The organism is Nonomuraea sp. CA-143628 (genome assembly GCF_050942315.1).
In the GTDB taxonomy this organism is placed as follows: domain Bacteria; phylum Actinomycetota; class Actinomycetes; order Streptosporangiales; family Streptosporangiaceae; genus Nonomuraea.
Genome location: NZ_CP192072.1, coordinates 3074242 through 3096842 on the forward strand (window position 1 = coordinate 3074242; position 22601 = coordinate 3096842).

At 71.3% G+C, this 22601-nt stretch carries 21 protein-coding genes; 14 read left to right on the forward strand and 7 right to left on the reverse strand.

The window, feature by feature from the left end:
• Nucleotides 1-18 precede the first annotated feature (18 nt).
• The 3 genes from ACQP2T_RS14425 (at nt 19) to ACQP2T_RS14435 (ending at nt 4731) form a co-directional block, all read left to right on the forward strand.
• Complete coding sequence (locus tag ACQP2T_RS14425) at nt 19-765, forward strand: GntR family transcriptional regulator (RefSeq protein WP_433516659.1); 747 nt, start codon at nt 19-21, stop codon at nt 763-765.
• A 79-nt stretch (nt 766-844) separates the two neighbouring features.
• A complete protein-coding gene (locus ACQP2T_RS14430) occupies nt 845-1111 on the forward strand; it encodes a DUF6504 family protein (RefSeq protein ID WP_225292491.1) in 267 nt (88 codons plus the stop codon).
• A complete protein-coding gene (locus ACQP2T_RS14435) occupies nt 1111-4731 on the forward strand; it encodes a DNA polymerase III subunit alpha (protein WP_433519774.1) in 3621 nt (1206 codons plus the stop codon). Before ACQP2T_RS14430 ends, ACQP2T_RS14435 begins: the two co-directional genes overlap by 1 nt.
• A 184-nt stretch (nt 4732-4915) precedes the next feature.
• Here the strand turns inward: ACQP2T_RS14435 and ACQP2T_RS14440 are convergent, their stop codons facing one another.
• Both ACQP2T_RS14440 and ACQP2T_RS14445 read right to left on the reverse strand, forming a co-directional pair.
• The gene (locus tag ACQP2T_RS14440) at nt 4916-5647 is read right to left on the reverse strand and encodes a DUF4328 domain-containing protein (protein ID WP_433516660.1); all 732 of its coding nucleotides are present in this window, start codon (nt 5645-5647) and stop codon (nt 4916-4918) included.
• A 63-nt stretch (nt 5648-5710) separates the two neighbouring features.
• On the reverse strand, nt 5711-6361 hold the full coding sequence (locus ACQP2T_RS14445) for a response regulator transcription factor (protein WP_358183259.1): 651 nt from the start codon (nt 6359-6361) through the stop codon (nt 5711-5713).
• A 135-nt stretch (nt 6362-6496) separates the two neighbouring features.
• Between ACQP2T_RS14445 and ACQP2T_RS14450 the strand changes: the two genes are divergently transcribed.
• Together ACQP2T_RS14450 and ACQP2T_RS14455 are read left to right on the forward strand one after the other, a co-directional pair.
• Nucleotides 6497-7174 carry an ABC transporter ATP-binding protein gene (locus ACQP2T_RS14450; RefSeq protein ID WP_357953625.1) on the forward strand — a complete coding sequence of 226 codons (678 nt, stop codon included), beginning with the start codon at nt 6497-6499 and terminating at the stop codon, nt 7172-7174.
• A 43-nt stretch (nt 7175-7217) separates the two neighbouring features.
• Entirely contained in the window at nt 7218-9155 is a 1938-nt protein-coding gene (locus tag ACQP2T_RS14455) for an FtsX-like permease family protein (RefSeq protein WP_433516661.1), read from the forward strand.
• Nucleotides 9156-9265: 110 nt separating this feature from the next.
• On the opposite strand, the gene ACQP2T_RS14460 is transcribed toward ACQP2T_RS14455, so the two are convergent.
• Nucleotides 9266-10267 (reverse strand): LLM class F420-dependent oxidoreductase, encoded by a 1002-nt coding sequence (locus tag ACQP2T_RS14460; protein WP_433516662.1) that lies wholly within the window; start codon nt 10265-10267, stop codon nt 9266-9268.
• Nucleotides 10268-10411: 144 nt separating this feature from the next.
• On the opposite strand from ACQP2T_RS14460, the gene ACQP2T_RS14465 reads away from it, so the two are divergent.
• On the forward strand, nt 10412-11791 hold the full coding sequence (locus tag ACQP2T_RS14465; protein ID WP_433516663.1) for a sulfatase family protein: 1380 nt from the start codon (nt 10412-10414) through the stop codon (nt 11789-11791).
• On the opposite strand, the gene ACQP2T_RS14470 is transcribed toward ACQP2T_RS14465, so the two are convergent.
• Nucleotides 11780-12541, reverse strand: coding sequence for a helix-turn-helix domain-containing protein (locus ACQP2T_RS14470; RefSeq protein ID WP_433516664.1), 762 nt, complete (start codon nt 12539-12541; stop codon nt 11780-11782). The genes ACQP2T_RS14465 and ACQP2T_RS14470 overlap by 12 nt on opposite strands.
• Nucleotides 12542-12593: 52 nt before the next feature.
• On the opposite strand from ACQP2T_RS14470, the gene ACQP2T_RS14475 reads away from it, so the two are divergent.
• On the forward strand, nt 12594-13436 hold the full coding sequence (locus ACQP2T_RS14475; protein WP_433516665.1) for an NAD(P)H-binding protein: 843 nt from the start codon (nt 12594-12596) through the stop codon (nt 13434-13436).
• Nucleotides 13437-13460: 24 nt separating this feature from the next.
• On the opposite strand, the gene ACQP2T_RS14480 is transcribed toward ACQP2T_RS14475, so the two are convergent.
• On the reverse strand, nt 13461-14153 hold the full coding sequence (locus ACQP2T_RS14480) for a FadR/GntR family transcriptional regulator (protein WP_433516666.1): 693 nt from the start codon (nt 14151-14153) through the stop codon (nt 13461-13463).
• A gap of 69 nt (nt 14154-14222) precedes the next feature.
• On the opposite strand from ACQP2T_RS14480, the gene ACQP2T_RS14485 reads away from it, so the two are divergent.
• The 3 genes from ACQP2T_RS14485 to ACQP2T_RS14495 are packed head-to-tail and all read left to right on the forward strand — an operon-like array spanning nt 14223 to nt 16919.
• Complete coding sequence (locus tag ACQP2T_RS14485; protein ID WP_433516667.1) at nt 14223-14960, forward strand: (Fe-S)-binding protein; 738 nt, start codon at nt 14223-14225, stop codon at nt 14958-14960.
• Complete coding sequence (locus tag ACQP2T_RS14490) at nt 14957-16348, forward strand: lactate utilization protein B (protein WP_433516668.1); 1392 nt, start codon at nt 14957-14959, stop codon at nt 16346-16348. Before ACQP2T_RS14485 ends, ACQP2T_RS14490 begins: the two co-directional genes overlap by 4 nt.
• Nucleotides 16335-16919: a LutC/YkgG family protein gene (locus tag ACQP2T_RS14495; RefSeq protein WP_433516669.1), complete on the forward strand. Its 585-nt coding sequence runs from the start codon at nt 16335-16337 to the stop codon at nt 16917-16919. Before ACQP2T_RS14490 ends, ACQP2T_RS14495 begins: the two co-directional genes overlap by 14 nt.
• Here the strand turns inward: ACQP2T_RS14495 and ACQP2T_RS14500 are convergent.
• Together ACQP2T_RS14500 and ACQP2T_RS14505 are read right to left on the reverse strand one after the other, a co-directional pair.
• Complete coding sequence (locus ACQP2T_RS14500) at nt 16909-17922, reverse strand: Vms1/Ankzf1 family peptidyl-tRNA hydrolase (protein WP_433516670.1); 1014 nt, start codon at nt 17920-17922, stop codon at nt 16909-16911. The genes ACQP2T_RS14495 and ACQP2T_RS14500 overlap by 11 nt on opposite strands.
• Before the next feature lie 3 nt (nt 17923-17925).
• Complete coding sequence (locus tag ACQP2T_RS14505) at nt 17926-18141, reverse strand: DUF2795 domain-containing protein (protein WP_433516671.1); 216 nt, start codon at nt 18139-18141, stop codon at nt 17926-17928.
• Between the two features lie 89 nt (nt 18142-18230).
• Here ACQP2T_RS14505 and ACQP2T_RS14510 point away from each other — a divergent pair, with 89 nt between their 5' ends.
• From ACQP2T_RS14510 to cobT, 4 genes are all read left to right on the forward strand, one after another.
• Complete coding sequence (locus tag ACQP2T_RS14510; protein ID WP_433516672.1) at nt 18231-19295, forward strand: GNAT family N-acetyltransferase; 1065 nt, start codon at nt 18231-18233, stop codon at nt 19293-19295.
• 126 nt (nt 19296-19421) lie between these two features.
• The gene (locus ACQP2T_RS14515) at nt 19422-20597 is read left to right on the forward strand and encodes a bifunctional cobalt-precorrin-7 (C(5))-methyltransferase/cobalt-precorrin-6B (C(15))-methyltransferase (RefSeq protein ID WP_433516673.1); all 1176 of its coding nucleotides are present in this window, start codon (nt 19422-19424) and stop codon (nt 20595-20597) included.
• Between the two features lie 65 nt (nt 20598-20662).
• Nucleotides 20663-21505 carry a sirohydrochlorin chelatase gene (locus tag ACQP2T_RS14520; protein ID WP_364002020.1) on the forward strand — a complete coding sequence of 281 codons (843 nt, stop codon included), beginning with the start codon at nt 20663-20665 and terminating at the stop codon, nt 21503-21505.
• A gap of 20 nt (nt 21506-21525) precedes the next feature.
• Complete coding sequence (cobT, locus tag ACQP2T_RS14525; RefSeq protein ID WP_433516674.1) at nt 21526-22596, forward strand: nicotinate-nucleotide--dimethylbenzimidazole phosphoribosyltransferase; 1071 nt, start codon at nt 21526-21528, stop codon at nt 22594-22596.
• Nucleotides 22597-22601 lie beyond the last annotated feature (5 nt).

A 22601-nucleotide genomic window follows, 5' to 3' on the forward strand; every position in this document is an offset into this window, starting at 1 on the left:
GAATGCGAAAGGTCGCGGATGGTTGCGCGTTATGAACGGATCGCCGGTGAGCTGCGGGATGACATACTCGCCGGCGTACATCCGATCGGCTCGCAACTGCCCACGGAGGCGGAGCTGGCCGCGCGCTACCGAGCCGCCCGCGGCACCGTACGCCAGGCGGTCGCGGTGCTGGTCGCCGAGGGGATCGTCGGCTCCCGGCAGGGGGCCAGGCGCATCGTGCTGGGCAAGGTGCGCAGCCAGAGCTTCGCCGAGCTGCACAGCTTCGCGCAGTGGGCGCGCGCCAACGGCTACCGCTACGGCGGCCAGGTGATCGCCCAGAAGCGCAGGGCGGCCGGCCCCGCCGAGGCCGCCAGGCTGGGCACCGACGAGGTGCTCGACGTGCTCCGGCTGCGCACACTGGAGGGCGAGCCCGTCCTGGTCGAGCGCACGGTGTACGCGGAATGGGTGGCCGCCGCCGTCGAAGGGCTCGCGCCCGGCTGCGAGTCGGTCACCGAGGCGCTGTACGACTCGATCGGGCTGGTCTTCGCCTACGGCGAGCACCTCATCGACGCCGTCTCCGCGGGTGTCCAGGACGCCGGTCTGCTGGGCGTACGGCGTGGCAGCCCGCTGCTTCGCCAGCGCCGCATCACCACCACGCACGAGGGCAGGCCGGTGGAGTGGTCGGACGACCGTTACCGGGCGGGCAGCGTGGTCTTCAGCATCCGCAACTCGATCGACGCCAACCCTCTGGTGCGGCAGGCAGGCGACTTGCGTTTCGGGGCGTAAGAACATATGTTCGAGACATAAGCGCCCGCCTTCCCCCGGGTGGCTCAGCATAGGCACCAGAGCCGCGGGGAGAAGCGTCTTGAGCAGACTCTATGGCGATCCGATAGAGGTGTGGACCCGGGACGGGCAGCCGACCCAGTTCGTCTGGCGCGATCGCCTCTATCTCGTCCGCCGGGTCCTCGACCAGTGGGTGGTGGCCCGCGAGTGGTGGAAGATCGACGAGAACGATCCCGGTGAGCGGCAGTTCTGGCGGGTGGAGGCCAGCCCCGGGCGCGAGGTCGGGTCCTACGAGTTGCGGTTCGACACCGCCAGTGGCGGGTGGCTGCTCCTGCGGGCGTGGGACTGATGGCGCCGCCGTTCCCTCACCTGAACGTGAGCTCCGCCTACTCGATGCGCTACGGCACCGCTTTTCCGCGGGCACTGGTGCGCCGGGCGGCCGAGGACGGGATGGACATCCTCGCGCTGACCGACCGCGACGGTCTCTATGGCGCGATCAAGCACGCCCAGGCGTGCGCGGAGGCCCGGATCGCCTCGGTGTTCGGGGTCAACTTCGCGCTGGCGGGTTCCGTGGCGCGCCCAGGCGCGCACGGAGGTGCCGGGCCGGGAAGCTGGGAGCGGGCCGGCGCCGGGCCGGCTGGCCGGGGGCGGGCCAGGACCGGGCCGGGGGCTCAGGACCGGGTCACGGTGCTGGCCAAGGCGGGCGGCTGGTCCTCGTTGGTGCGCCTGGTCACGGCCGCCCACTACGCGGGCGAGCGCGGCGCGCCCGAGGTGACGCGCGACCTGATCGCCTCCGTGGCCGGGGGCGGGCTGACGGTGCTGCTCGGGCCGCGTTCCGACGTGGGCCGCGCCGTGGCCGAGCGGCGTGACGAGCACGCCAGGGCGCTGCTCGACCTGTGGCTGGCCACCGTGCCGGGCGTGGTGATCGAGCTGGTCGACCAGTACGGCTTCCGCGACGCCACCACCGCCGTCCGGATGCTCGCCCTGGCCGAGTCCCGGGGCGTGCCGGCCGTGCTCACCAACGCCGTCAGATATCTGGACCCCGCCGACCACCAGGTGGGCGACGTGCTCGACGCGGCGCGGCAGCTCGTACCCCTGCACCCGCGCCACCTGGAGCGCACCACCTCGCACGCCTACCTCAAGGGCACCAAGGAGATGTGGCAGGTGGCGGCCAAGATCTGCGGGACCGACCCCGACCGGATCGGCCGCCTCCTGCACGCCACCCGCACGCTGGCCGAGGCGTGCGCGATCAACCCGGTCGACCTGCTCGCGCTGAAGCACGACCCGCCGAACCTGCACCTGCCCGAGGTCGGCCGCGACCCGGTGCCGCTGCTGCGGCACCGCGTCGAGGACGGGCTGAGCTCGCGCGGGCTGGATCGCTCCGCCGACGCCAGGGACCGCCTGCGGGCCGAGATGGACGTCATCGAGCGGAAACGTCTGTCCGGATATTTCATAGCCGTGGCTGGCATCACCGACATGATCCGTGGCATGGGCATCCGCTGCGCGATCCGCGGCTCGGGAGCGGGCAGCCTGGTCAACTACCTCATCGGCATCGGGGAGGTGAACCCGCTCGAACACGGCCTGCTCATGGAACGCTTCCTGTCCGACGGCCGCATCGGGCTGCCCGACATCGACGTGGACGTGGAGTCCGCGCGCCGGCTCGACTGCTACAAGGCCATCTTCGACAGGTACGGCGAGTCGCGGGTGGCCTGCGTCTCGATGATGGAGACCTACCGGGCGCGCAGCGCGATCCGGGACGTGGCGGGGGCCATGGGGCTGCCGCCGTACGAGATCGACGCGATCGCCAAGGCGTTCCCGCACATCAGGGCCAAGCAGATCACCGCGTCGCTGAACGACCTGCCCGAGCTGCGCGACAGCCGGCTCGGCGAGGCCGGGCTGGAGCGGGTGTTCCGGCTGGCGGAGCGGCTCGACGGGCTGCCCAGGCACATCGCGCTGCACCCGTGCGGGGTGCTCATCGGCAACGCGGGGCTGCGCGACAGGACGCCGGTGGAGCGGAGCCTGCTGGAGTTCCCGATGTCGCAGTTCGACAAGGACGACGTGGAGGAGGCCGGGCTGCTCAAGCTCGACGTGCTGGGCGTACGGATGCAGTCGGCGATGGCTTACACGCTGAGCGAGATTCAGCGGGTGGACGACGTCGTGGTCGAGCTCGACACCCAGCACGGATCGGAGCCCGGCGTCGAGTACGTCCCCCACGACGACCAGGCCACCTACGACATGATCTGCGCCAGCCGTACGCTCGGCTGCTTCCAGATCGAGTCGCCCGGCCAGCGCGAGCTGGTCGCCAAGCTGGAGCCGCGCAAGATGCACGACCTGATCGTGGACATCTCGCTGTTCCGGCCGGGACCGGTGAACTCCGACATGGTCACCCCCTACCTGGAGGCCAGACATGGATGGCGCAAGCCGCACTATCCGCACGAGCGGCTGCGCGGCGCGCTGAAGGAGACGCACGGCGTGGTGGTGTTCCACGAGCAGGTACTCAAGATCATCGAGGTGATGACGGGCCGCGACCTGTCCTTCGCCGAGACGCTGCGGCGCACGCTGGCCTCGCCGGAGGGCCGCGAGCGGGTGCGCAAGCACTTCGTGCCGCTGGCCAGGTCCAACGGGTTCGGCGACGCGGCCGTGGACAAGGCGTGGAAGGTGCTCGACGCGTTCGGGGCGTTCGGGTTCTGCAAGGCGCACGCGGCGGCGTTCGCGCTGCCCACCTACCAGTCGGCCTGGCTCAAGCGGCACCACGCGGCCGCGTTCTTCGCCGGGGTGCTCACGCATGAGCCCGGCATGTACCCGCAACGCGTGCTCATCGACGAGGCGCGGCAGTGCGGGGTCGAGATCCTGCCGCTCGACGTGAACAGGTCCGGCAAGGACTGGCGCGTGGAGCGCCTCGGCCCACGGGTGCGGCTCAGGATCGAGCCGGGCGACTTCCGGGTCGGGGAGATCGGGAAGGGCTACGCGCTGCGCGTGCCGTTCTCCGCGATCAAGGGGGTGAGCGAGGCGGAGGTGGGGCGCATGGTGGCCGGCCAGCCGTACACGTCGATCGCCGACTTCTGGGACCGCGCCCGCCCGTCGCGGCCGGTCATCGAGCGGATCGTCCAGGTGGGCGGCCTCGACGACCTGCACGGCCTGCGTCCGGGCGGGGCGCGCTGGCGGCCGGGGCGGCTGACCCGCCGCGACCTGATCGCCCAGGTCGGCGTCCTCGAACGGGCTTCCACATCGGGCGTCAAGCCGTCCGCCGCGAAGTCCAAGCGCTACACCCCGCCCGCCGCTCGTCTTGTCGCCAAGCCCGAGGAAGCGGCGGTGCAGCTCCCGCTGGGCTTCGCCGAGCACATCGCGCCCGGCGAACTGCCTGAGATGACCGAGAGCGAGATGGTGGAGGCCGAGCTGGAGATCCTGGGCATCGACATCAGCCGCCACGTCATCAGCTTCCACGACGAACTGCTCGACGCGATCGGGGTGGTGCGCTCCAAGGACCTGCTGACCCTGCGCAACGGGGTCGAGGTGCTGGTCGCCGGGGTCAAGGTGGCCACCCAGACGCCCGCCGTACGCTCGGGGCAGCGCGTCATCTTCACCACGCTGGACGACTCGACGGGGCCGATCGACCTGACGTTCTTCGAGTCGGTGCAGGGACGGTGCGCGGCGACGGTGTTCGGATCGTGGCTGATGGTGGCGCGGGGCGTGGTCCGGCGCACGGGGACGCGGGCGATCTCGATGCGCGCGGTGGACTGCTGGAACCTGGTCGACCTCGACGCCTTGTGGCGATCGAGCGGGATCGAGGCGGTCAGGGCGCTGCTCGACCAGGCGCCCGAGGATGCGGGCGGGGTCGGCGGGCGCCGCATCGAGTACGCCAACGGCTTCCGCCTGTCCCCGTACGCGGACCTGGGGCCGGTGGTCGCACCGCCCACCCGCCGCCTCTGGCACGCCAGCCAGGGGAGTTCAGGTCCAAGCGCCGCTTAGTTTTTCCTTTTTTACGGCACAGCCGCCCCCACCGCCACCCGCCGACCGTGGCCGGGGGCCTCCAGGAAGACGCCCGCTGACCGGCACGTGGCCGGCCGCCGTTACGGCGTCTTCTTGGCCGTCTCCGGGGTCATGGCCGGCCGCCGGGCGGGACTGAACCCGCCGCTTGTGCTCGGGCTGGGACTCAACCCGTCTGCTCGAGTGGGGTGGGCTCCGTGGGTGGTGTGGGGAGTTGGGTCACGGTGCCCGTGGTCCGGAGGCGGGTCCGGCCCCGGCCGCGGGCGCGGGAAGAGGAGCACTGGATGCGGGTGATGTCGCGGACCGTGGCCGCGCACAGCAGGGCGGACACCGTCGCGCAGGCCAGCTCCGGGAGGCCGATGCCCGTCAGGTCGCCCGACGAGGAGCCGAGCGGGAGGCGGACGGTCACCAGGGCGAGCATGGCGAGCCAGGTCAGCCACCAGGCGGCCAGCAGGGCGAGCCAGCGGGGCCGCCGGTCGTTGGGCGGGCGGGCGCCGCGCCACACCTGGTCCAGCAGGAGCGGCGGCGCGATCAGGTTGACACCGGGGATCAGCCAGGCGGCGGCCACCGGACCCGTGGGGGCCGAGCGGTCGTTGGCCTGCCGGGCCCGGACGAGCCAGGTGACGTAGGCCGCGGCGGCGGCGATCGCCGTGCCCGCGACCAGCATCATCAGCACGGCGAACACCGTCACGGCCCCGACCACCGCCTGGGCGTCGGCGCCGTGCGGGCGGCCGCCGAACGCCGCGAGCTGGGTGGCGAGGCGACGGCCACGGGCCTGTTCGAAGACCACGAGAGCGCCCAGGGAGAGGACCTGTGCGGCAAGGGTCACGTAGACGACAGAAGCGGCCCTAGTGGGCGGTGCCTGGGCGTAGCGCACGTTGTTCTCCCCCCGGGCCATGCGCTGAGGTTCTGCTTCACTTCTATCCCGCCAGGCTCCTTGTTAATCAGCTGAGGCCATTTATCAGCCGACGACACCGGATTCCCACGCCCAAGCTGCGATTCCCACCCGATTACGGACACGGAGCTTCCGCTGAATACTCCCAAGATGGGTCTTAACCGTCGAAAGTGAGACAAACAGCTCGCCGGCCACTTCCTGGTTCGTCCGGCCCCGCGCCACCAGCCGTACGACGTCCAGCTCGCGGTCGGTCAGCGGGTCGTTCAGCGGGACGGGGACGCGGACCTTGGGCTGGGCCAGGTGCTGCAGCAGCCGTACCGTCACCGAGGGCGACACCAGCGAGTCACCGCTCGCCGCCGCCTTGACCGCCTCGATCAGCAGGGTGGGCCCGCTGTCCTTGAGCAGGAACCCGAGGGCTCCCGCCCGCAGCGCGCCGTAGACGTACTCGTCCAGGTCGAAGGTGGTGACGATGACGACCCGCATGGGGTTCTCGACGCCGGGACCGGCCAGGGCGCGGGTCACCTCGATGCCGTCCAGCTTGGGCATCCGGATGTCGAGCAGGCAGACGTCCGGCCTGAGTCGCCGGGCCTCGGACACCGCCTCCGCGCCGTCGGCGACCGCCGCCACGACCTCCATGTCCGGTTGCGCATCCAAAATCATCTGAAATCCGGTACGTACAAGCTGTTGATCGTCGGCGATGAGCACGCGAATAGTCACGCCCACAACTCTAGGATCAGCCCGCGCCCCCGACTCTGGGATCAGCCCGCCGCCCTAGGATCAGCCGTTCGGCCGATGGGGAACCGGACGTCCGGCTGATCCGCCGGGCCCCTCCCCGGCGAGAGGCTCGACACCATGAACGACGTGCTTGTTGGACGAGCCCTGGCCAAGCGGTTCGGGCAGACGGTGGCCCTGGGCGGAGTGGACCTCGCGGTCCGCGCCGGGGAGGCCGTGGCGATCATGGGCCCGAGCGGCTCCGGCAAATCAACCCTGCTGCACTGCCTGGCCGGCATCATGAAGCCCGACTCCGGCGAGGTACACCTGCTCGGCCAGCGCATCGACAACATGCGCGAGCGCGGCCGCAGCGCGCTGCGCCGTACCCGCTTCGGCTTCGTCTTCCAGTTCGGCCAACTGCTGCCCGAGCTGCCCGCCGAGGAGAACGTGGCCCTGCCGCTGATGCTCGGCGACGTACCGAGGGCGCAGGCCGTACGGCAGGCCCGTGACTGGTTCGGGCCCCTCGGCCTGCACGGCATGGAGACCCGGCGGCCCGGCGAGCTGTCGGGCGGTCAGGCGCAGCGGGTCGCCATCGCCAGGGCGCTGGTCACCAAGCCCGCGGTGGTCTTCGCCGACGAGCCGACCGGCGCGCTCGACCAGACGACCGGCCAGGAGACGATGCGGCTGCTGGTCGAGGCGACCAAGCACAACGGCGCCTGCCTGATCGTGGTGACCCACGACCCCAACGTGGCCGGCTGGTGCGACCGCACGGTCGAGGTCCGCGACGGCCACCTGCTCGCGGGCGGGGTACGCGCGTGAACCTGAACGTGATCTGTCAGCTGCTCAAGGGTGGGGTACACGCGTGAAACTGGACCTGACCTGGCGGCTGCTCAAGGGCGGCGGACGCAAGGGCCTGCTGGGCACCTGGCTGACCCTGGGGGCCGTCGCCGTCTCCATGGCGCTGCTGCTGTTCGCGGTGGCCGCCAACTACGCCTTCGAGGCCAGAGCCGACCGGAGCGCCTGGCGCAACCCGGTCGCGACCACGGGTAAGGCCGTGGCGATCGAGGCGTCCCGTCATGACTTCGTCCGCGACAAGGACATCACCGTCGTCGACCTGGGGGCGCTCGGGGCGGAGGCGCCCGCGCCGCCGCCCGGCCTGGCCCGCTTCCCCGCGCCCGTCGAGGTCTGGCTCTCCCCGGCGCTGAAAGAGCTGGCCGAGCGGCTGCCCGCCGACCAGCTCGCCGCCCGCTTCCCGGGCACCAAGGGTGTACTCGGCGAGGAGGCGCTGCTCTACCCGGGCGAACTGGTCGCGGTCGTCGGCCACAAGCCGGACGCGCCCGAGCTGACCGAGCGGCGGAGCGACGACTGGATCATCGCCAAACCCCCGGTGAAGGTGGCGAGCCTGGCGGGTGAGCCGACCGAGGATGCCGAGGCCTACCAGGTGCTGGCGCTCATCGCCGGAGTGCTCATGGTCGTGCCGCTGCTGGTGTTCGGGGGCGCGGCGGCCCGGCTCACCGTGGCCAGGAGAGATCAGCGCCTGGCCACGCTCAGGCTGGTCGGCGCCACGCCCGGCCAGGTGGTCGGGATGACCGTGGCCGAGGCGATGATCGTGGCCTTCGCGGGGGCGGTCACGGGTACGCTCGCCTACGCCCTGGCGGCGCCGCTGCTGGCCGGGATCCAGATCGGCGGCGGGCCGTGGTTCGTCTCCGACTTGTGGCCGAGCCCGCTGGTCCTGGGAGGGCTGCTGGTCGCGGTCCCCCTGCTGGTGGGGCTCTCGGCCGTGGTGGGGCTGCGGCGGGTCGTGGTCAGCCCGCTCGGGGTGGCCAAGCGGGAGACGCCTCCCGCCATGCGCTTCGTCAGGGTCGTCGCCCTGCTCGCGGTGCTCGCCGCCGTTCCGCTGCTGAGCCGGGGCAACGCCGTGGGTCCCATCGCGGTGGTGATCGGCCTGGCCTTCCTCTGCGTCAACCTGGTCGGCCCGTGGGTGGTCGGGATCATCGGCCGCGTCACGGCCAGTCAGGCGAACCGGCCCGCCCGGCTGCTGGCGGGCCGGCGGCTGGTGGACGATCCGCGCTCCGCGTGGCGCACGGTGAGCGGGGTGGCCATGACCGGCTTCGTCGCCGGGTTCCTCTGCCTGCTCAGTCCGGGCTCCTTCAACAGCACCGGCGTTGCGGGGCAGCTCCAGATAGCCGTCCCGGCGGACCAGACGGCCGCCGTGGCCTCGCAGGCGCGTACCCGGCTGAAGGAGGCGGGGATCACGGCCACGGTGAAGCCGGTGAAGAAGGTCGTCGCCGTCGCTCTCGGCACCTCGGCCGACGCCGCGACCATCGACCGGGCCCGTACGGCGCTGGCCGGGCTGGTTCCCGGGCACACGCCCACCACGGACGCCGACGACGGGCACTTCGGCGTCCAGATCCTGGCCGACATCCGCGCGGGCACGGTGGTCGTGCTGTCGGTGTCGTTCCTGGTCGCCATCGCCAGCGCCGGGATCACGGCCGCGTCGTCGATCCTGGACCGCCGCCAGACGTACGGGCTGCTGCGCCTGGCGGGCACGCCGCTGGAGGTGCTCGACAAGGCACGCAGGGCCGAGACGCTCATCCCGCTCACGGTGATGGGCGGCGGCGCGATCCTGGTCGGCGCGTTCTGCGCGTCGCCCTTCATGATCGGCGCGGTGAACTCGACCGGGGTGATCACGTTGCTGGTCTGCGTCGGACTCGGCTTCGCCGGCGTGATCGGGGCAGGAGCACTGAGCAGACCCCTGCTCAACTCGGTCACCACCGACCCGGCTCCCCGTCCCGACTAGCGCGCCATTCGCCGCCCTTCCGCTCCCCCCCGGAGGGGGTATCCCACCGAGGGACCTCAGCCACAACGGACCGCCACAGGGACCGAGACGGTGGTCACAGCACAGGCCGGTCAGTTCAGGACCAAGTCGCGGATGATTGTCAGTGACCGCTCGTCCCGCGGCCCCATCACCAGCAGGCTGGTGACCGGGCTCTGACGCCAGAGTTCGAGACGTTCCTTGATCCGCCCCGGCGGCCCGACGAGCGAGATGCCGTCGGCCAGCTCGTCCGGGATCGCCTGGAAAGCCTCATCCTTCTTCCCGGCCAGGTACAGCGCCTGGATGCGCTCGGCGGCCTCGGCGAACCCCATCCGGCCGATGATGTCGGCGTGGAAGTTGCGGTGCTTGGCGCCCATGCCGCCGATGTACAGCGTGAGCATCATCTTCACACCGTCGAGCGCGGCCCGTACGTCGTCCGAGATCACCACCATGACCATGGCCGCGACGTCGAAGCCCGGCGCGGCGCCCGACAGCGCCTCGCCGTACATCTCCTCGATCTTGGATGGGAAGGCGAACAACGGGAGCCAGCCCTGACCGAGTTCGGCGGCCAGGGCTACGTTCTTGGGGCCTTCCGCCCCGAGATAGAGGGGGATGTCGGGCCGCAGTGGATGGGTGATGAGCTTGAGCGGCTTGCCCAGCCCGTCGGCCAGGGGGAGCGGGTAGTGCGGTCCTTCGCTGGTCACCGGCTCCTCGCGGCGCCAGACCTGGCGCATGATGTCGACGTACTCGCGGGTCCTGGTCAGCGGTTTGGCGAACGGCTGGCCGTACCAGCCCTCGACCACCTGGGGTCCCGAGGCGCCGATGCCGAGCAGCAGCCGCCCGCCCGTGAGATGGTCGAGCGTCATCGCGGTCATCGCCGTGGTGACGGGCGGCCTGGCCGACATCTGGGCGATCGACGTGCCGAGCTTGATGCGCGAGGTACGCGCGCCGTACCAGGCCAGCGGGGTGAAGACATCGCTGCCGTACGCCTCGGCGGTCCATATCGAGTCATAGCCGAGACGCTCGGCCGTCAGGACGGTTTCGGTCGCGTCGTCCGCGTTTCGCTGCCAGTAGCCAAGCTGTAAACCGAGCTTCATGTGACACCTCCGGAATTTAGTTCTATTACGGCTGCGGCGGAGCCGGGTGTCAATGCATGATCTTCCGGGGAAGTCCCACTCGTGGTTAACGTTCTGTGTCGACTCGCTTGCGCATTGCTGATTCTTTCGGCAGGTGCGCTCCCGGTGATTCGTCCGGCGGAGGCCTCCGGGGCGAGCCGGCCGAACATCGTCATGGTGATGGCGGACGATCTGGAGTACGGGGCGCTCTCCTACTTTCCCGCGATTGACCAGCAGCTCGTGCAGCAGGGCGCCTCGTTCGACCGGTTCTTCGTGTCCAACTCCTGGTGCTGCCCGTCGCGCACGACGATCCTGCGCTCTCAATACGTCCACAGTCATGGCGTGCTGACCAACACCGCGCCGGAAGGCGGCTTCGACCGCTTCCACACCCTGGGTCTGGAACAGTCCACGATCGGCACCTGGATGCAGCAGGTCGGCTACCGCACGGCGCTGATGGGCAAGTTCCTCAACCACTATCCGGGCGGCACCGCCACGCAGACTTACGTGCCGCCCGGATGGCACGAGTGGGACGTGCCCGTGCGCAACCTCTATCAGGAGTACGGCTACCGCCTCAACGAGAACGGCAACCTGGTCGACTACGGCTGGGGTGAGCAGGACTACCTGTCCGACGTGCTGGCGGGCAAGGCCAGAGACTTCATCACCGCCGCCTCGGATCCGTTTTTCCTCTATCTCGCTCCCATCGCGCCGCACAACCCGGCCAATCCCGCCGTCCGCAACATGGACGCCTTCCCCTGGTCCCAGGCGCCGCGCACGCCGTCGTTCAACCAGGCGGACGTGTCGGAGGAGCCGGAGTGGCTGCGATCGAGGCCGCCGCTCTCACCGGCGGTCATCGACGAGGTCGACGAGCGCTACCGCAGGAGGCTGCGGGCCATGCTCGGCGTCGACGATCTCGTCAACTCGGTGATCACCACCCTGCACGACTCCGGCAAGCTCGACAACACCTACATCTTCTTCACCTCCGACAACGGCTTCCACCTGGGGACGCATCGCCTCCCTCAGGGCAAGACCACCCCGTTCGAGGAGGCCATCCATGTCCCGCTGGTGGTGCGCGGGCCGGGCATCGCGCCGGGCTCGAAGATCGACGAGATGACGGCGACGGTGGATCTGGCGCCGACGTTCGCCGCGCTCGGCGGGGCGGCGGTGCCGCCGTTCGCCGAAGGACGGTCGCTGGTGCCGCTGCTGCAGGGGAAGCACCCGTCGCCATGGCGGCGGAACGTGCTGGTCGAGTTCAGCCGGCCGGCCAACCGGTCGTCGGCCGCGCAGACGCCGGTGCCGTCCTATGAGGCATTGCGGACGGAGACGCATACCTATGTGAGATACGTCACCGGCGAGATACAGCTGTACGACCTCACCCGAGATCCCTACGAGTTGCACAACCTCGCCCGGTTCGCGGACCCGGGGCTGGTGCTGCAGCTCCAGGAACGGTTGTCGAGGATGCACGCCTGCTCGGGCGCCGAATGCCTGCAAGCCGACTCAGCCGGCTGAGCAGGTGGCCGGGACGGGCAGGCGGCCCGCCCGGTAGGCGCTCGGGGGCACGCCCATCACCGCACGGAACTCCGCCGTCATGTGCGACTGGTCGTAGTAGCCCGCGTCGGCGGCCAGCGAAGCGCCCTCTTCGCGACACACCCTGGCCAGCACGCCACGGACCCGGCTGATCCGGGCGAACCGCTTGGGCGGGACACCGACGCCGCCCGTGAACAGGTTGCGCAGGTGCCGCTCACTCACCCCCAGCTCCCTGGCCACCGCGACCACCGGAGGCGCCGCCGCGACACCCATCAGGTCGCCACGGTCGAGCGCCGCCTCGGCTGAGAGCAGCGCCGCCGCCGCGCCCACCAGGCCGGCGCGGTCCAGGTCGGCGGGCGACTGCGCGGCCAGCCGGTCAAGGAAGGCCGCCTCCAGGCGCGCCATCACCCGCTCCGCCCAGTCGCTTCCCGTCACCATGCCCGTCAGCTCTTCGGCCAGCCGCTCCGCCCGTACCCCCCAAAGATCCCGGAGCGGGACGACCTGGTCCACGAGCTCGCTCAGCGGCACCCCGAGCAGCGGCCGGGCGGTCCCCGGGCGCAGCCGTACCGTGACGCAGTGCGGCACGTCCTTGGGCACCAGGTACGACGCCCGCGTACGCGGCCCCAGCACGTACAGGCGCCCAGCCCCGTCCACCGTGCGGAAGGCCACCGTCGGCGTGGTGTCGGGCTCCCGGACGTGAATCCGCCGGGTTCCCAGGAGTGCTCCATCCATAGTGCCGATTCTTCCTATAAGCGACGCCAGGTGCGCTGTCAGCCTGGCTGACATGATTCTGATCACCGGTGCCACGGGCACCATAGGCAGCCAGACCGCCCGCCTGCTCATCGAGCGCGGCGAGGCCGTACGGTCGATGACCCGGGACCTGTCCCGCGCGCCCGGCGGCGAAGCCGTCCAGGCCGACTTCGAAGACCCGCGATCACTGCGGCGGGCGTTCGAGGGCGTGTCGGCCGCCCTCCTGCTGACCGGGTTCGGCGGGCGGCTGAAGGAGCACGACCAGGCCATGATCGAGGCGGCAGCGGCGGCGGGCGTCAAGAAGGTGGTGAAGCTCTCGGCCATCGGCACGGGCGACTCCGACGACCCCGGTGATGTCAGGTCGTGGCACGTGCCGGGCGAGGAGGCCATCAAGGCGAGCGGCATGTCGTGGACCATGCTGCGCCCGGCCGGCTTCGCCTCCAACTCGCTGGGCTGGGCGGAAGCCGTCAGGTCGGGCGGCCCGGTCCCCAATTTCACCGGCGACGGCGTGCAGCCCATCATCGACCCGCGTGACATCGCGGCCGTGGCGGTGGCCGCTCTCACCACGAGCGCGCACGACTCGCGCACCTACGACCTCACGGGCCCGGAACTGCTCAGCGTCCCCGCCCAGGTGGCGATCCTGGCCAAGGTGCTCGGCCGCCCGCTGGAGACCGTCGAGATCCCCATCGAGGCGGCCAAGGAGCAGATGCTCGCCTCGGGCGCCGATCCGAGCCTGGTCGCGGTCGCGGCCACGGGTTGGACCATGCTCAAGGAGGTGGGCTGGCCGCGTCTCTCGTACGACGTCCAGTCGGTGCTGGGCCGCCCGGCCACCTCCTACGAGTCCTGGGTCCGGGACCACCGGGCCGCGTTCAGCTAAAGGAGCGTTCAGCTAAAGAGACGTTCAGCTGAGCGAGGGGTAGGCGTGGGCGAGGTGCTCGGCCACCGCGTTCGCGGCCTCGTCGGGATCGCCCGCTCGTACGGCCGCGAGGATGCGTTCGTGGTCGGCGCGCAGCACGGACGTGTCGCCGAGCCGTGTCACCGCCTCCACCGCGTAGCGTCTCATCGAGTCGCGCAGCGACCGCATGATGGCCGCGATCAGCCGGTTCCCCGACGCGTCGGCCAGCGCGCAGTGGAAGGCGGTGTCGTGCTCGACGAACTCCTCGGCCGACGTCGCCGCGTCCATGCCCGCCAGGGCCGTGGCGAGGCCCGAGGTGTCGGATCGGGCCGAGGCGGCGCGGGCCGCCGCCCAGCGTTCGATCATCAGCCGGGTGTCGATCACCTCGCGCAGCTCCAGGCTGGCCAGTCCCAGATGCAGCCGGAGCAGATCGGTGAGCGCCGTGTCGGGGCGGGAAGTCAGCACCGCCCCGGCGTCGGGACCCCGCCCCACCTGCGAGGACACCACGCCGAGCGTCTCCAGCACGCGCATGGCCTCCCGTACCGACGAGCGGCTGACCCCCAGCTGCTCGGCGAGGCTGCGCTCGGCGGGCAGCCGGTCGCCCACCTTGAGACCGTCTTCGGCGATGCGCTGTTCGATCTGTGCGATGACGTCCTCGAACGTACGGGTCCGCCGGACGGGCTGCCAGTCGGCCACCATTGTCCCCCTCGTGCGGCTTCGATATGGTCTGACCATACTGTGGTCAGACCATACATCGGAAGGAGAGCCGTGCGAGTCGCCCTGTTCATCACGTGCGTGAACGACACGCTCTTCCCCGGCACCGGCAAGGCCGTCGTGTCGCTCCTGCGCAGGCTCGGCTGCGAGGTGGACTTTCCCACCGCCCAGACGTGCTGCGGCCAGATGCACGTCAACACGGGCTACCGCGACGAGGGCGTACGGCTGGCGCGCCGCTTCACCGAGGTGTTCGCCGGGTACGACGCGGTCGTCGCGCCGTCCGGATCGTGCGCCGCCATGGTGCGCGAGCAGTATCCCAAGCTGGTCCGGCAGGGGAGTAGGGGAGCGGCGGCCATCGCCGAGGTCGCGCCCAAGGTCTACGAACTGTCCGAGTTCCTGCTCGACGTCCTCAAAGTCGACGACGTAGGCGCATATTTCCCGCACCGGGTGACATATCACCCGACGTGTCACTCGCTGCGCGGCCTTCACCTCGGCGACCGTCCGACCAGGCTCCTCCAGAACGTCCGGGGCCTGGAGCTGGTCCCGCTCCCAGGAGCGGAGGAGTGCTGCGGCTTCGGCGGCACCTTCTCGGTCAAGAACCCGGCCGTCTCCGCCGCCATGGGCGCCGACAAGGCACGCAGCGTGCTCGACACGGGCGCGGAGGTGCTGTGCGCGGCCGACAACTCGTGCCTGATGCACATCGGCGGCACGCTCGGCCGTCAGCGGACCGGCGTCCGGGTCATGCATCTCGCCGAGATCCTCGCCTCCACCGAAGAGGGCGGTGCCCAATGAGCGCGACATTCCTCGGCATGCCAGGAAATTTCCCGAAAAATGCGGCAGAGGCCGTACAGAACTCTCAGCTCCGCTACAACCTCCGCAAGGCCACGCACACCATCCGCGGCAAGCGCGCGAACGTCGTCGGCGAGCTCCCCGACTGGCAGGAGCTCCGCGCGGCCGGCAAGGCGATCAAGGACGACACCCTCCGCCACCTCGACCGCTACCTCATCCAGCTGGAGGAGGCGGTGACCAGGGCGGGCGGCCACGTCCACTGGGCCCGCGACGCCGACGAGGCCAACCGCATCGTCACCCGGCTCGTCCAGGCCACGGGTGAGAGCGAGGTGGTCAAGGTCAAGTCGATGGCCACCCAGGAGATCGGCCTCAACGAGGCGCTGGCCGCGCAGGGCATCACCGCCTACGAGACCGACCTGGCCGAGCTGATCGTGCAGCTCGGCGACGACTTCCCGAGCCACATCCTGGTACCCGCGATCCACCGCAACCGGGCCGAGATCCGCGAGATCTTCCTCGACAAGATGCGCCCGGTCCCGGCCGACCTCACCGACGAGCCGCGCGCGCTGGCCGAGGCCGCCCGGCTGCACCTGCGCGAACGCTTCCTCAAGAGCAAGGTCGCCGTCTCGGGCGCCAACTTCATGATCGCCGAGACCGGCACGCTGGTGGTGCTGGAGTCCGAGGGCAACGGCCGGATGTGCCTCACGCTGCCGGAGACCCTGATCAGCGTGGTCGGCATCGAGAAGCTGCTGCCCTCCTGGCGCGACCTCGAGGTCTTCCTGCAGCTGCTGCCGCGCAGCTCCACCGGCGAGCGCATGAACCCCTACACCAGCATGTGGACCGGCTCGGCCGAGAGCCAGGACTTCCACCTGGTGCTCCTCGACAACGGCCGCACGAACGTGCTCGCCGACGAGGTGGGCCGCCAGGCGCTGCGCTGCATCCGCTGCTCGGCCTGCCTGAACGTCTGCCCGGTCTACGAGCGCGCGGGCGGCCACGCCTACGGCTCGGTCTACCCGGGCCCGATCGGCGCGATCCTCACCCCGCAGCTCAGGGGCATGTCGTCGGAGCTGGACGCCTCGCTGCCGTACGCCTCCAGCCTCTGCGGCGCCTGCTACGAGGTGTGCCCGGTCGCGATCGACATCCCCGAGGTGCTCGTGGACCTGCGCGCCAAGGTCCACCACGCGCCCGCCGAGCGGGCGGGCATGCGGGTCGCGGGCTGGATACTCAACGACGAGGTACGGCTGGCGAAGGCGCAACGCCTGGCCACCCGCTTCCGCAAGGTGGTGCCGAAACGCCTGCCGGGCCCCCTGGCGGCCTGGACCGACACCCGGGACCTGCCGGAGATCCCGGAAGAATCATTCAGAGACTGGTGGGAGCGGAATGAGCGCGCGTGACGAGATCCTGGCCAGGGTCCGCCGAGCCGTGGCAGGCGCCCCCGAGGTGACGATCCCGCGCGGCTACCGTACGGCCACGCAGGTAGAAGACCTCGTGGGGTTGTTCGCCGAGCGGGTGGACGACTACCGCGCCGTCGTCCACGTGCTGCCCGCGGCCGAGGTGCCCGGCAAGGTGGCCGAGCTGGTGTCCGGCCGGCGGATGGTCGTGCCCGAAGGGCTACCGGCCGAGTGGCAGGTGCCCGGCGCCGTCGCGGGCGGCTCCGTGGCCGAGCTGGACGCCGTCGACGGGGTGGTCACCGGCTGCGCGGTGGCCATCGCCGAGACCGGCACGATCGTCCTCGACTCGGGCCCCGGCCAGGGCCGCAGGGCGCAGACCCTGGTGCCCGACTACCACCTGTGCGTGGTCCGCGCGGACCAGATCGTGGCCGGCGTCCCCGAAGCGGTCGCCCGGCTCGACCCGGCCCGCCCGCTGACCTGGATCAGTGGCCCGTCGGCCACCAGCGACATCGAGCTCAACCGGGTCGAGGGCGTACACGGGCCGAGGACACTGGAAGTGATCATCAGTACCTGATGACCGCCGCCGCGTCCGAGATCTCCGGGCTGAACCACAGCTCGGCGTCCGTCATGGTCGCGGCCCTGGTCAGCGCGGAGTCCGCGCGCTCCGGCACCGGATCCTCCACCCCCCAGCCGCGTAGCTCCTCGGGGGCGGTGGCCAGCTGTGTGCCGCCTCCGCCGCCGATCCACATGGGTTTGGTCACCTCGCCCGGCATCAGCACCGCGTGCACCCTGCCCTCCCGCAGGGCGTGCGCGACCTCGGCCAGCCCGGTGGGCCCGCCGGTCTCCCGGTAGCGGTCGAGCAGCTCCGCCCGCCGCCGGTCGAGGTAGGAGTCGAGCGCGGTCTCGACGTCTCGTGCGAACTGCTCGTGGTCGGCGCGGCTGCCGTGTTCGACCATCATCACGCGGTCCACGGACTTCGTACCGAGATGATCGCAGACCAGCGAACGCGACTTCGGATCGCCGGCCACCACGACGACTTCGAGGCCGAGCCGCCGGACCTGCTCGTCGATCTCGTGCGCGACGGCTTTCGCGCTCTCCTCCCACGTCTCCTCCATGTCGCGCTCGAACCGCCGCCGCGACCAGCCACCCCAGCTGGTCCTGTGCAGCGGCCACGGGGTGGGCTCCTCGGTGGCCCGCCGGGGGGAGCCGCTGCCGAAGACGGTCAGCTCGGTGCCCGCGTGGTCCACGATGGCCCGCAGGTGCGGCACGTTCTCTCCGCGCAGCATCAGCATGGGCGTGACCAGCGGCAGCGGGCTGTACGCGGCCAGCTCCGGCACCTCGGCGAGCGTCTCCGCCAGCACCACGTCGCCATGGGTGGCGAACATCACCCGCGCGGCCACCGACCCCGCCGCCTCCGATTCCAGAGCGTCGAGCGTGTCCGGGTCCACCTCGCCGCGCAGCCGGGCGCGCAGGTCATGCCAGTGCCTCTCGCGGTCGCGCCCGGCGAGGGTGCTCAGATAGACCGAGGCGTACGGCCCGCGACGTTCATAGAGCGGCCGGATGAAGTCGAGCCGCACCACTCACCACCTCCGCTTCTCCATGCTGAGCCCGAGCGCCTCCGTGGCCTGCCCGATGGTGTGGTACTGCCGCTCCGGGAGGGAGTGCAGCAGCTCCAGCACCTCGTCGGGCGCGTGCCGATGCTCGGCGTGCCGCAGCAGGTCCTCCCTGGATGAGGGGAAAGAGGTGTCATTGACCCATTCGAAGAGCTCGGCGCCCTCGGCGTGCGTGGGTTCCATGGTGGTCACTCCTCTCTAGGGCGACCTACCCCCGCTTTCATGGGCAAACATCGCGGCTGTGTACCCTGCCGAGCGTGTTCGATCCCGGTGTGAGAATCACCACCGCGCGGCTCGTGCTCCGGCCTTTCGGCGTCTCGGACGCCGACCGGATCCGCTCGATCGTGCAGTCCGGTGCCCAGTTCCTGCCGCCCGGCACCCCCGCCAAGGTGTCGGGCATCGCGCAGTGGCTCAAGACCGGCGTGCACGAGCTGCGCCGCTCCGGGCAGGGCACGCACCTGGCGATGGCCGACGCCGACGACCGCGTCGTGGGCGCCATCAGCCTGTTCAAGACCGCGTGGGGCGCGGGAACGACCGAGGTCGGGTACGGCGTGCACCCCCTCTACCGGGGCCGCGGGTTCGCGCCCGAAGCCGTACGCGGGCTGGCCGAGTGGGTGTTCGCCACCACGGAGCTGCGCAGGATCGACCTGACGGCCAACCTCGACAACCTGGCCTCGCTGCGCGTCGCACAGAAAGCGGGCTTCACCTGGGAAGGCGTGCTCCGCGACGCCGCGATGGAGGACGACGGGCCGCACGACCTGGTGATGTTCGGCCTGCTGCGCGGCGACAGCCGCGTCCCCTCGGACACGCTGCCCCGCACCGAGCTGCGTACCCGGCGGCTGCTGCTCAGGCCGCCGGCCGAGGCCGACGCGGCGGACCTGGCGGCCACGGGCGCCGACCCGCTCACCCAGGCCGAGACTGGGCTGCCGCGCGGCTACACGGTGGCGGACGCCCGCGCGTTCATCGGCGCCGCCGAGCGGATCCGGACCCGGGGACAGGGAATCGCCTACGCCGTGGAGGAGTTGGCCGGCGGCCGTTTCGTGGCGAACGTGGACCTCAGGGACGCCGACTGGGCCAACAGATCGGCGGAGGTCGGCTACATGACCGCGCCCTGGGCCCGCGGCCAGGGGTACGCGGGGGAGGCCGTGCTGGCCATCGCCCGCTGGCTGTTCGTCACGCAGGGCTTCGGACGGCTGCAACTGCGGGTGGCGGTCACCAACCTGGCCTCGCAGCGGGTCGCGGATAAGGCGGGCTTCGTCCGCGAGGGCGTGGCGCGCAACGCGCTCCAGGGGCGTGACCTGGTCGTCTACAGTCTCACCCCGGCCGATCTGGCGTGACGGATCCCACCGGTCCGGCCGGTCAGGACGGGGTGGTTCGTGCGGACAGGCACACCGGACAGGCGTTCGTACCCTTTGTGAAACACCGCGGCACCCGTCACCCTTAGTGGTGAGGCGGTGGTGCGCATGATCACAGTGGTCGGGTGGGACGGATCGGAGCTGTCGGCCAGGGCGGTCGAGCGGCTGCGCGGGGCGACGCTCGTGGTGGGGCCGGACGCCATCATCGGGCAGCTCAGGCTGACCGCTTCGGTCGTGGCCGACGGGTCGCTGCTCCAGACCCTCGACAGCCACCTCGAACAGGGCGAGGGCGCCGCCGTGGTCGTCGCCGAGGGTGATCCCGGCTTCTTCGGCGTGGTGCGCAGGCTGCGCGCCCACGGGCTCAAGCCCGACGTACTCCCCGCCACCTCGCTCGTCACCCGCGCCTTCGCCCGCGCGGGGCTCAACTGGGAGGACGCGCTCGTCGTCGCCCCGGCCGGCCCGCACCAGCTCAACCGGGTCGTCAACGCCTGCCGGGCGCACCCCAAGGTGGCCCTGCTGGTCGCGCCCGGCGTCGGGCCCGGCGACATCGCCCGCGAACTGGCCCCCACGACCCCGCGCGAGCTGATCGTCTGCGAGGACATCGGCGGACCCGACGAGCGGGTCACCCACAGCCGCATGGGCGAAGCCACCACCCGGCCGTGGAAGGACCCCGACGTGGTGCTCGTCATCGACCCCCTCCACCAGGCCAGGGAGCCCGGCTGGGTGGCGGGGGCGCAGCCGGGACCGGCCGAGTGGGCGCTGCCGTTCGAGAGCTCGATGCCGGCCGAGGTCAGGGCGTACATCCTGGCCAAGCTCGGCCCGCGGCTCGGTGACCTGGTCTGGGACGTGGGCGCGGGCTACGGTGAGATCGCCGTCGAGTGCGCCCGGCTCGGCGCCGCCGTCGTGGCCGTCGAGCGGGACGAGGCGGCCTGCGCCCGGCTGCGCGCCACCGTACTCGAACACGGCGTCAAAGTGGCCCTGGCCAGGGGACAGGCACCACCCGCGCTCGAACCGCTGCCCGACCCCGACGCCGTCTTCGTCGGCGGCGGCGGAACCGACGTCATCGTGGCCTGCGCCGCCCGCCGGCCGCGCACGCTGGTCTGCGCGCTGAAGACGGTCGAACGGGTCTCCGCGGTGCTCGACCGGCTCCGCGAGCACGGCTATCGTGCCGAGGGCACCCAGATAATCGCCTCAAAGCTCACCATTCAGCCGGACGGATCGCATAGCCTGGCCGCGGCCGACCCTGTCTTCGTCGTACACGCGACCCCCTCGCGTGTGGCGTGACCTGTTTCAACCGGCACGCATCGGTTATCCTCGCGTGTCTTGCCTACGCACCGGAGATTCCCTCAATGAAGCCCCCGCTCCTGCTCATCGGGCAGGGCTCGAACGATGACGCCGACTCCGCAGAGTTCGGCAGGTTCGTCCACAGGCTCCGATGCCGCCTGGACCAGCGGGCCGCCGACGTCTCCGGAGGCTATCTGGAGCGAGCCACGCCACGGGTGAGCGAGTCCGTCGCCTCCCTGGTCGCCCGGGGCCACCACCGTCTGGTGGCGCTGCCGCTGAGCCTCAGCAGGGTGGGCGCGGAGTTCCCCGCCGCCATGGCCAGGGTGCAGGAACGCCACCCGACCCTCATGTGCGACTACGGCCGCCCGCTGGGCCCCGACCCCCGCGTGCTCGCGCTGCTGGCCGAGCGCCTCAACGACGCCGCCACCGAGATGCCCAAGCTGCGCCCGCTGGAGCTGGTCGGCGGCCGGCCGCGGCTGCGGGCCGTCGACTCGGCGACCACCGAGCTTCCCCTGCACGTCGAGCCGGGGGAGACCGCGGTCGTCCTGGTGGGTGAGGGCTCCACCGACCCGGCGGCCAACGCCGAGATCCACCGTGTCTCGCGGCTGTTCTGGGAGACGCACGCCTACGACTTCATGACGGTCGAGACCGCCTTCGTCTCGGTCACGCCGCCCGGGGTGCCCGGCGGGCTCGAGCGCTGCCGCCGGCTGGGCGCCAAGCGGGTGATCGTCGTCCCCTACCTGCTGTTCGCGGGCGGGATGCTGGAGCGCGTGTGGGCGCAGGCGCTGGCCTACGGCGCCGGCCACCCCGATCTCGACATCCGTTGCGCCGAGGTGATCGGCGACTGCGAGACCCTGGCCGATGTCGTCATCGACCGTTACGAGGAAGCGCTCCAACTGGTCCCCTGACCCCTACTCGGAGGTAAGCCGTGCTCGCTGAGACGCTCGCCGCGATTCGCCCCGCCGACCCGCGCGCCATCGCCGACGCTCGGGCCTACCAGGACCGCCTCACCAAGCCGCGCGGCTCGCTCGGCGCGCTGGAAGAGGTCGCGGTACGTCTGGCGGGCGCCGCCGGCACCACCCCGCCGCCCATGCCGACCCCGGCGGCCCTGGCCATCTTCGCGGCCGACCACGGCGTCCACGCCCGGAACGTCACCCCGTGGCCGCAGGAAGTCACCCTCCAGATGGTGGCGAACTTCCTGTCCGGCGGCGCGGTGGCCAACGCCTTCGCCAAGCAGGTCGGCGCGACGGTGACCGTGGTCGACGTGGGCGTCGCGGCGGACCTGCCCGACGCGCCGGGCCTGGTGAAGCGGAAGATCGGCTACGGTACGGCCGACCTGGCCGCGGGGCCCGCCATGACGGTGGATCAGGCCGTACAAGCTCTGGAAGCCGGCATCTCGGTGGCCCGCGACCTGGTGGCGGGCGGCGCTCGCTGCCTGATCACCGGCGACATGGGCATCGCCAACACCACCGCCTCCGCCGCGCTGATCTCCGCCTTCACCGGCCGGGACCCGGCCGACGTGACGGGCCGGGGCACCGGGATCGACGACGAGACGCACGCCCGCAAGGTGAGCGTGATCCGTGAGGCGCTGCGCGTGAACGGCGTCAACTCCGTCATGTCCCTGCCCAACGACGCCCTGCGGGCCCTGGCCGCCGTGGGCGGGTTCGAGCACGCGGCGCTGGTGGGCTTCATACTCGGCGGCGCCGCGGCCCGCGTGCCGCTGATCCTCGACGGGGTCATCGCCGGGGCGGCCGCCCTGGTGGCGGCCGCGCTCGACCCCGCCGCGCTGGACCACTGCGTAGCCGGGCACCGCTCGGCCGAGGTGGGCCACACCGCCGCCCTCGAACACCTCGGCCTGCGCCCCATGGTGGACCTGGAGCTGCGGCTGGGGGAGGGCACCGGCGGGCTGCTCGCCTACCCGCTCGTCTGCGCCGCCGTACGCGTCATGCACGAGGTCGCCACCTTCGACTCGGCGGGAGTGACCGAAAAACACGTGTGATGATG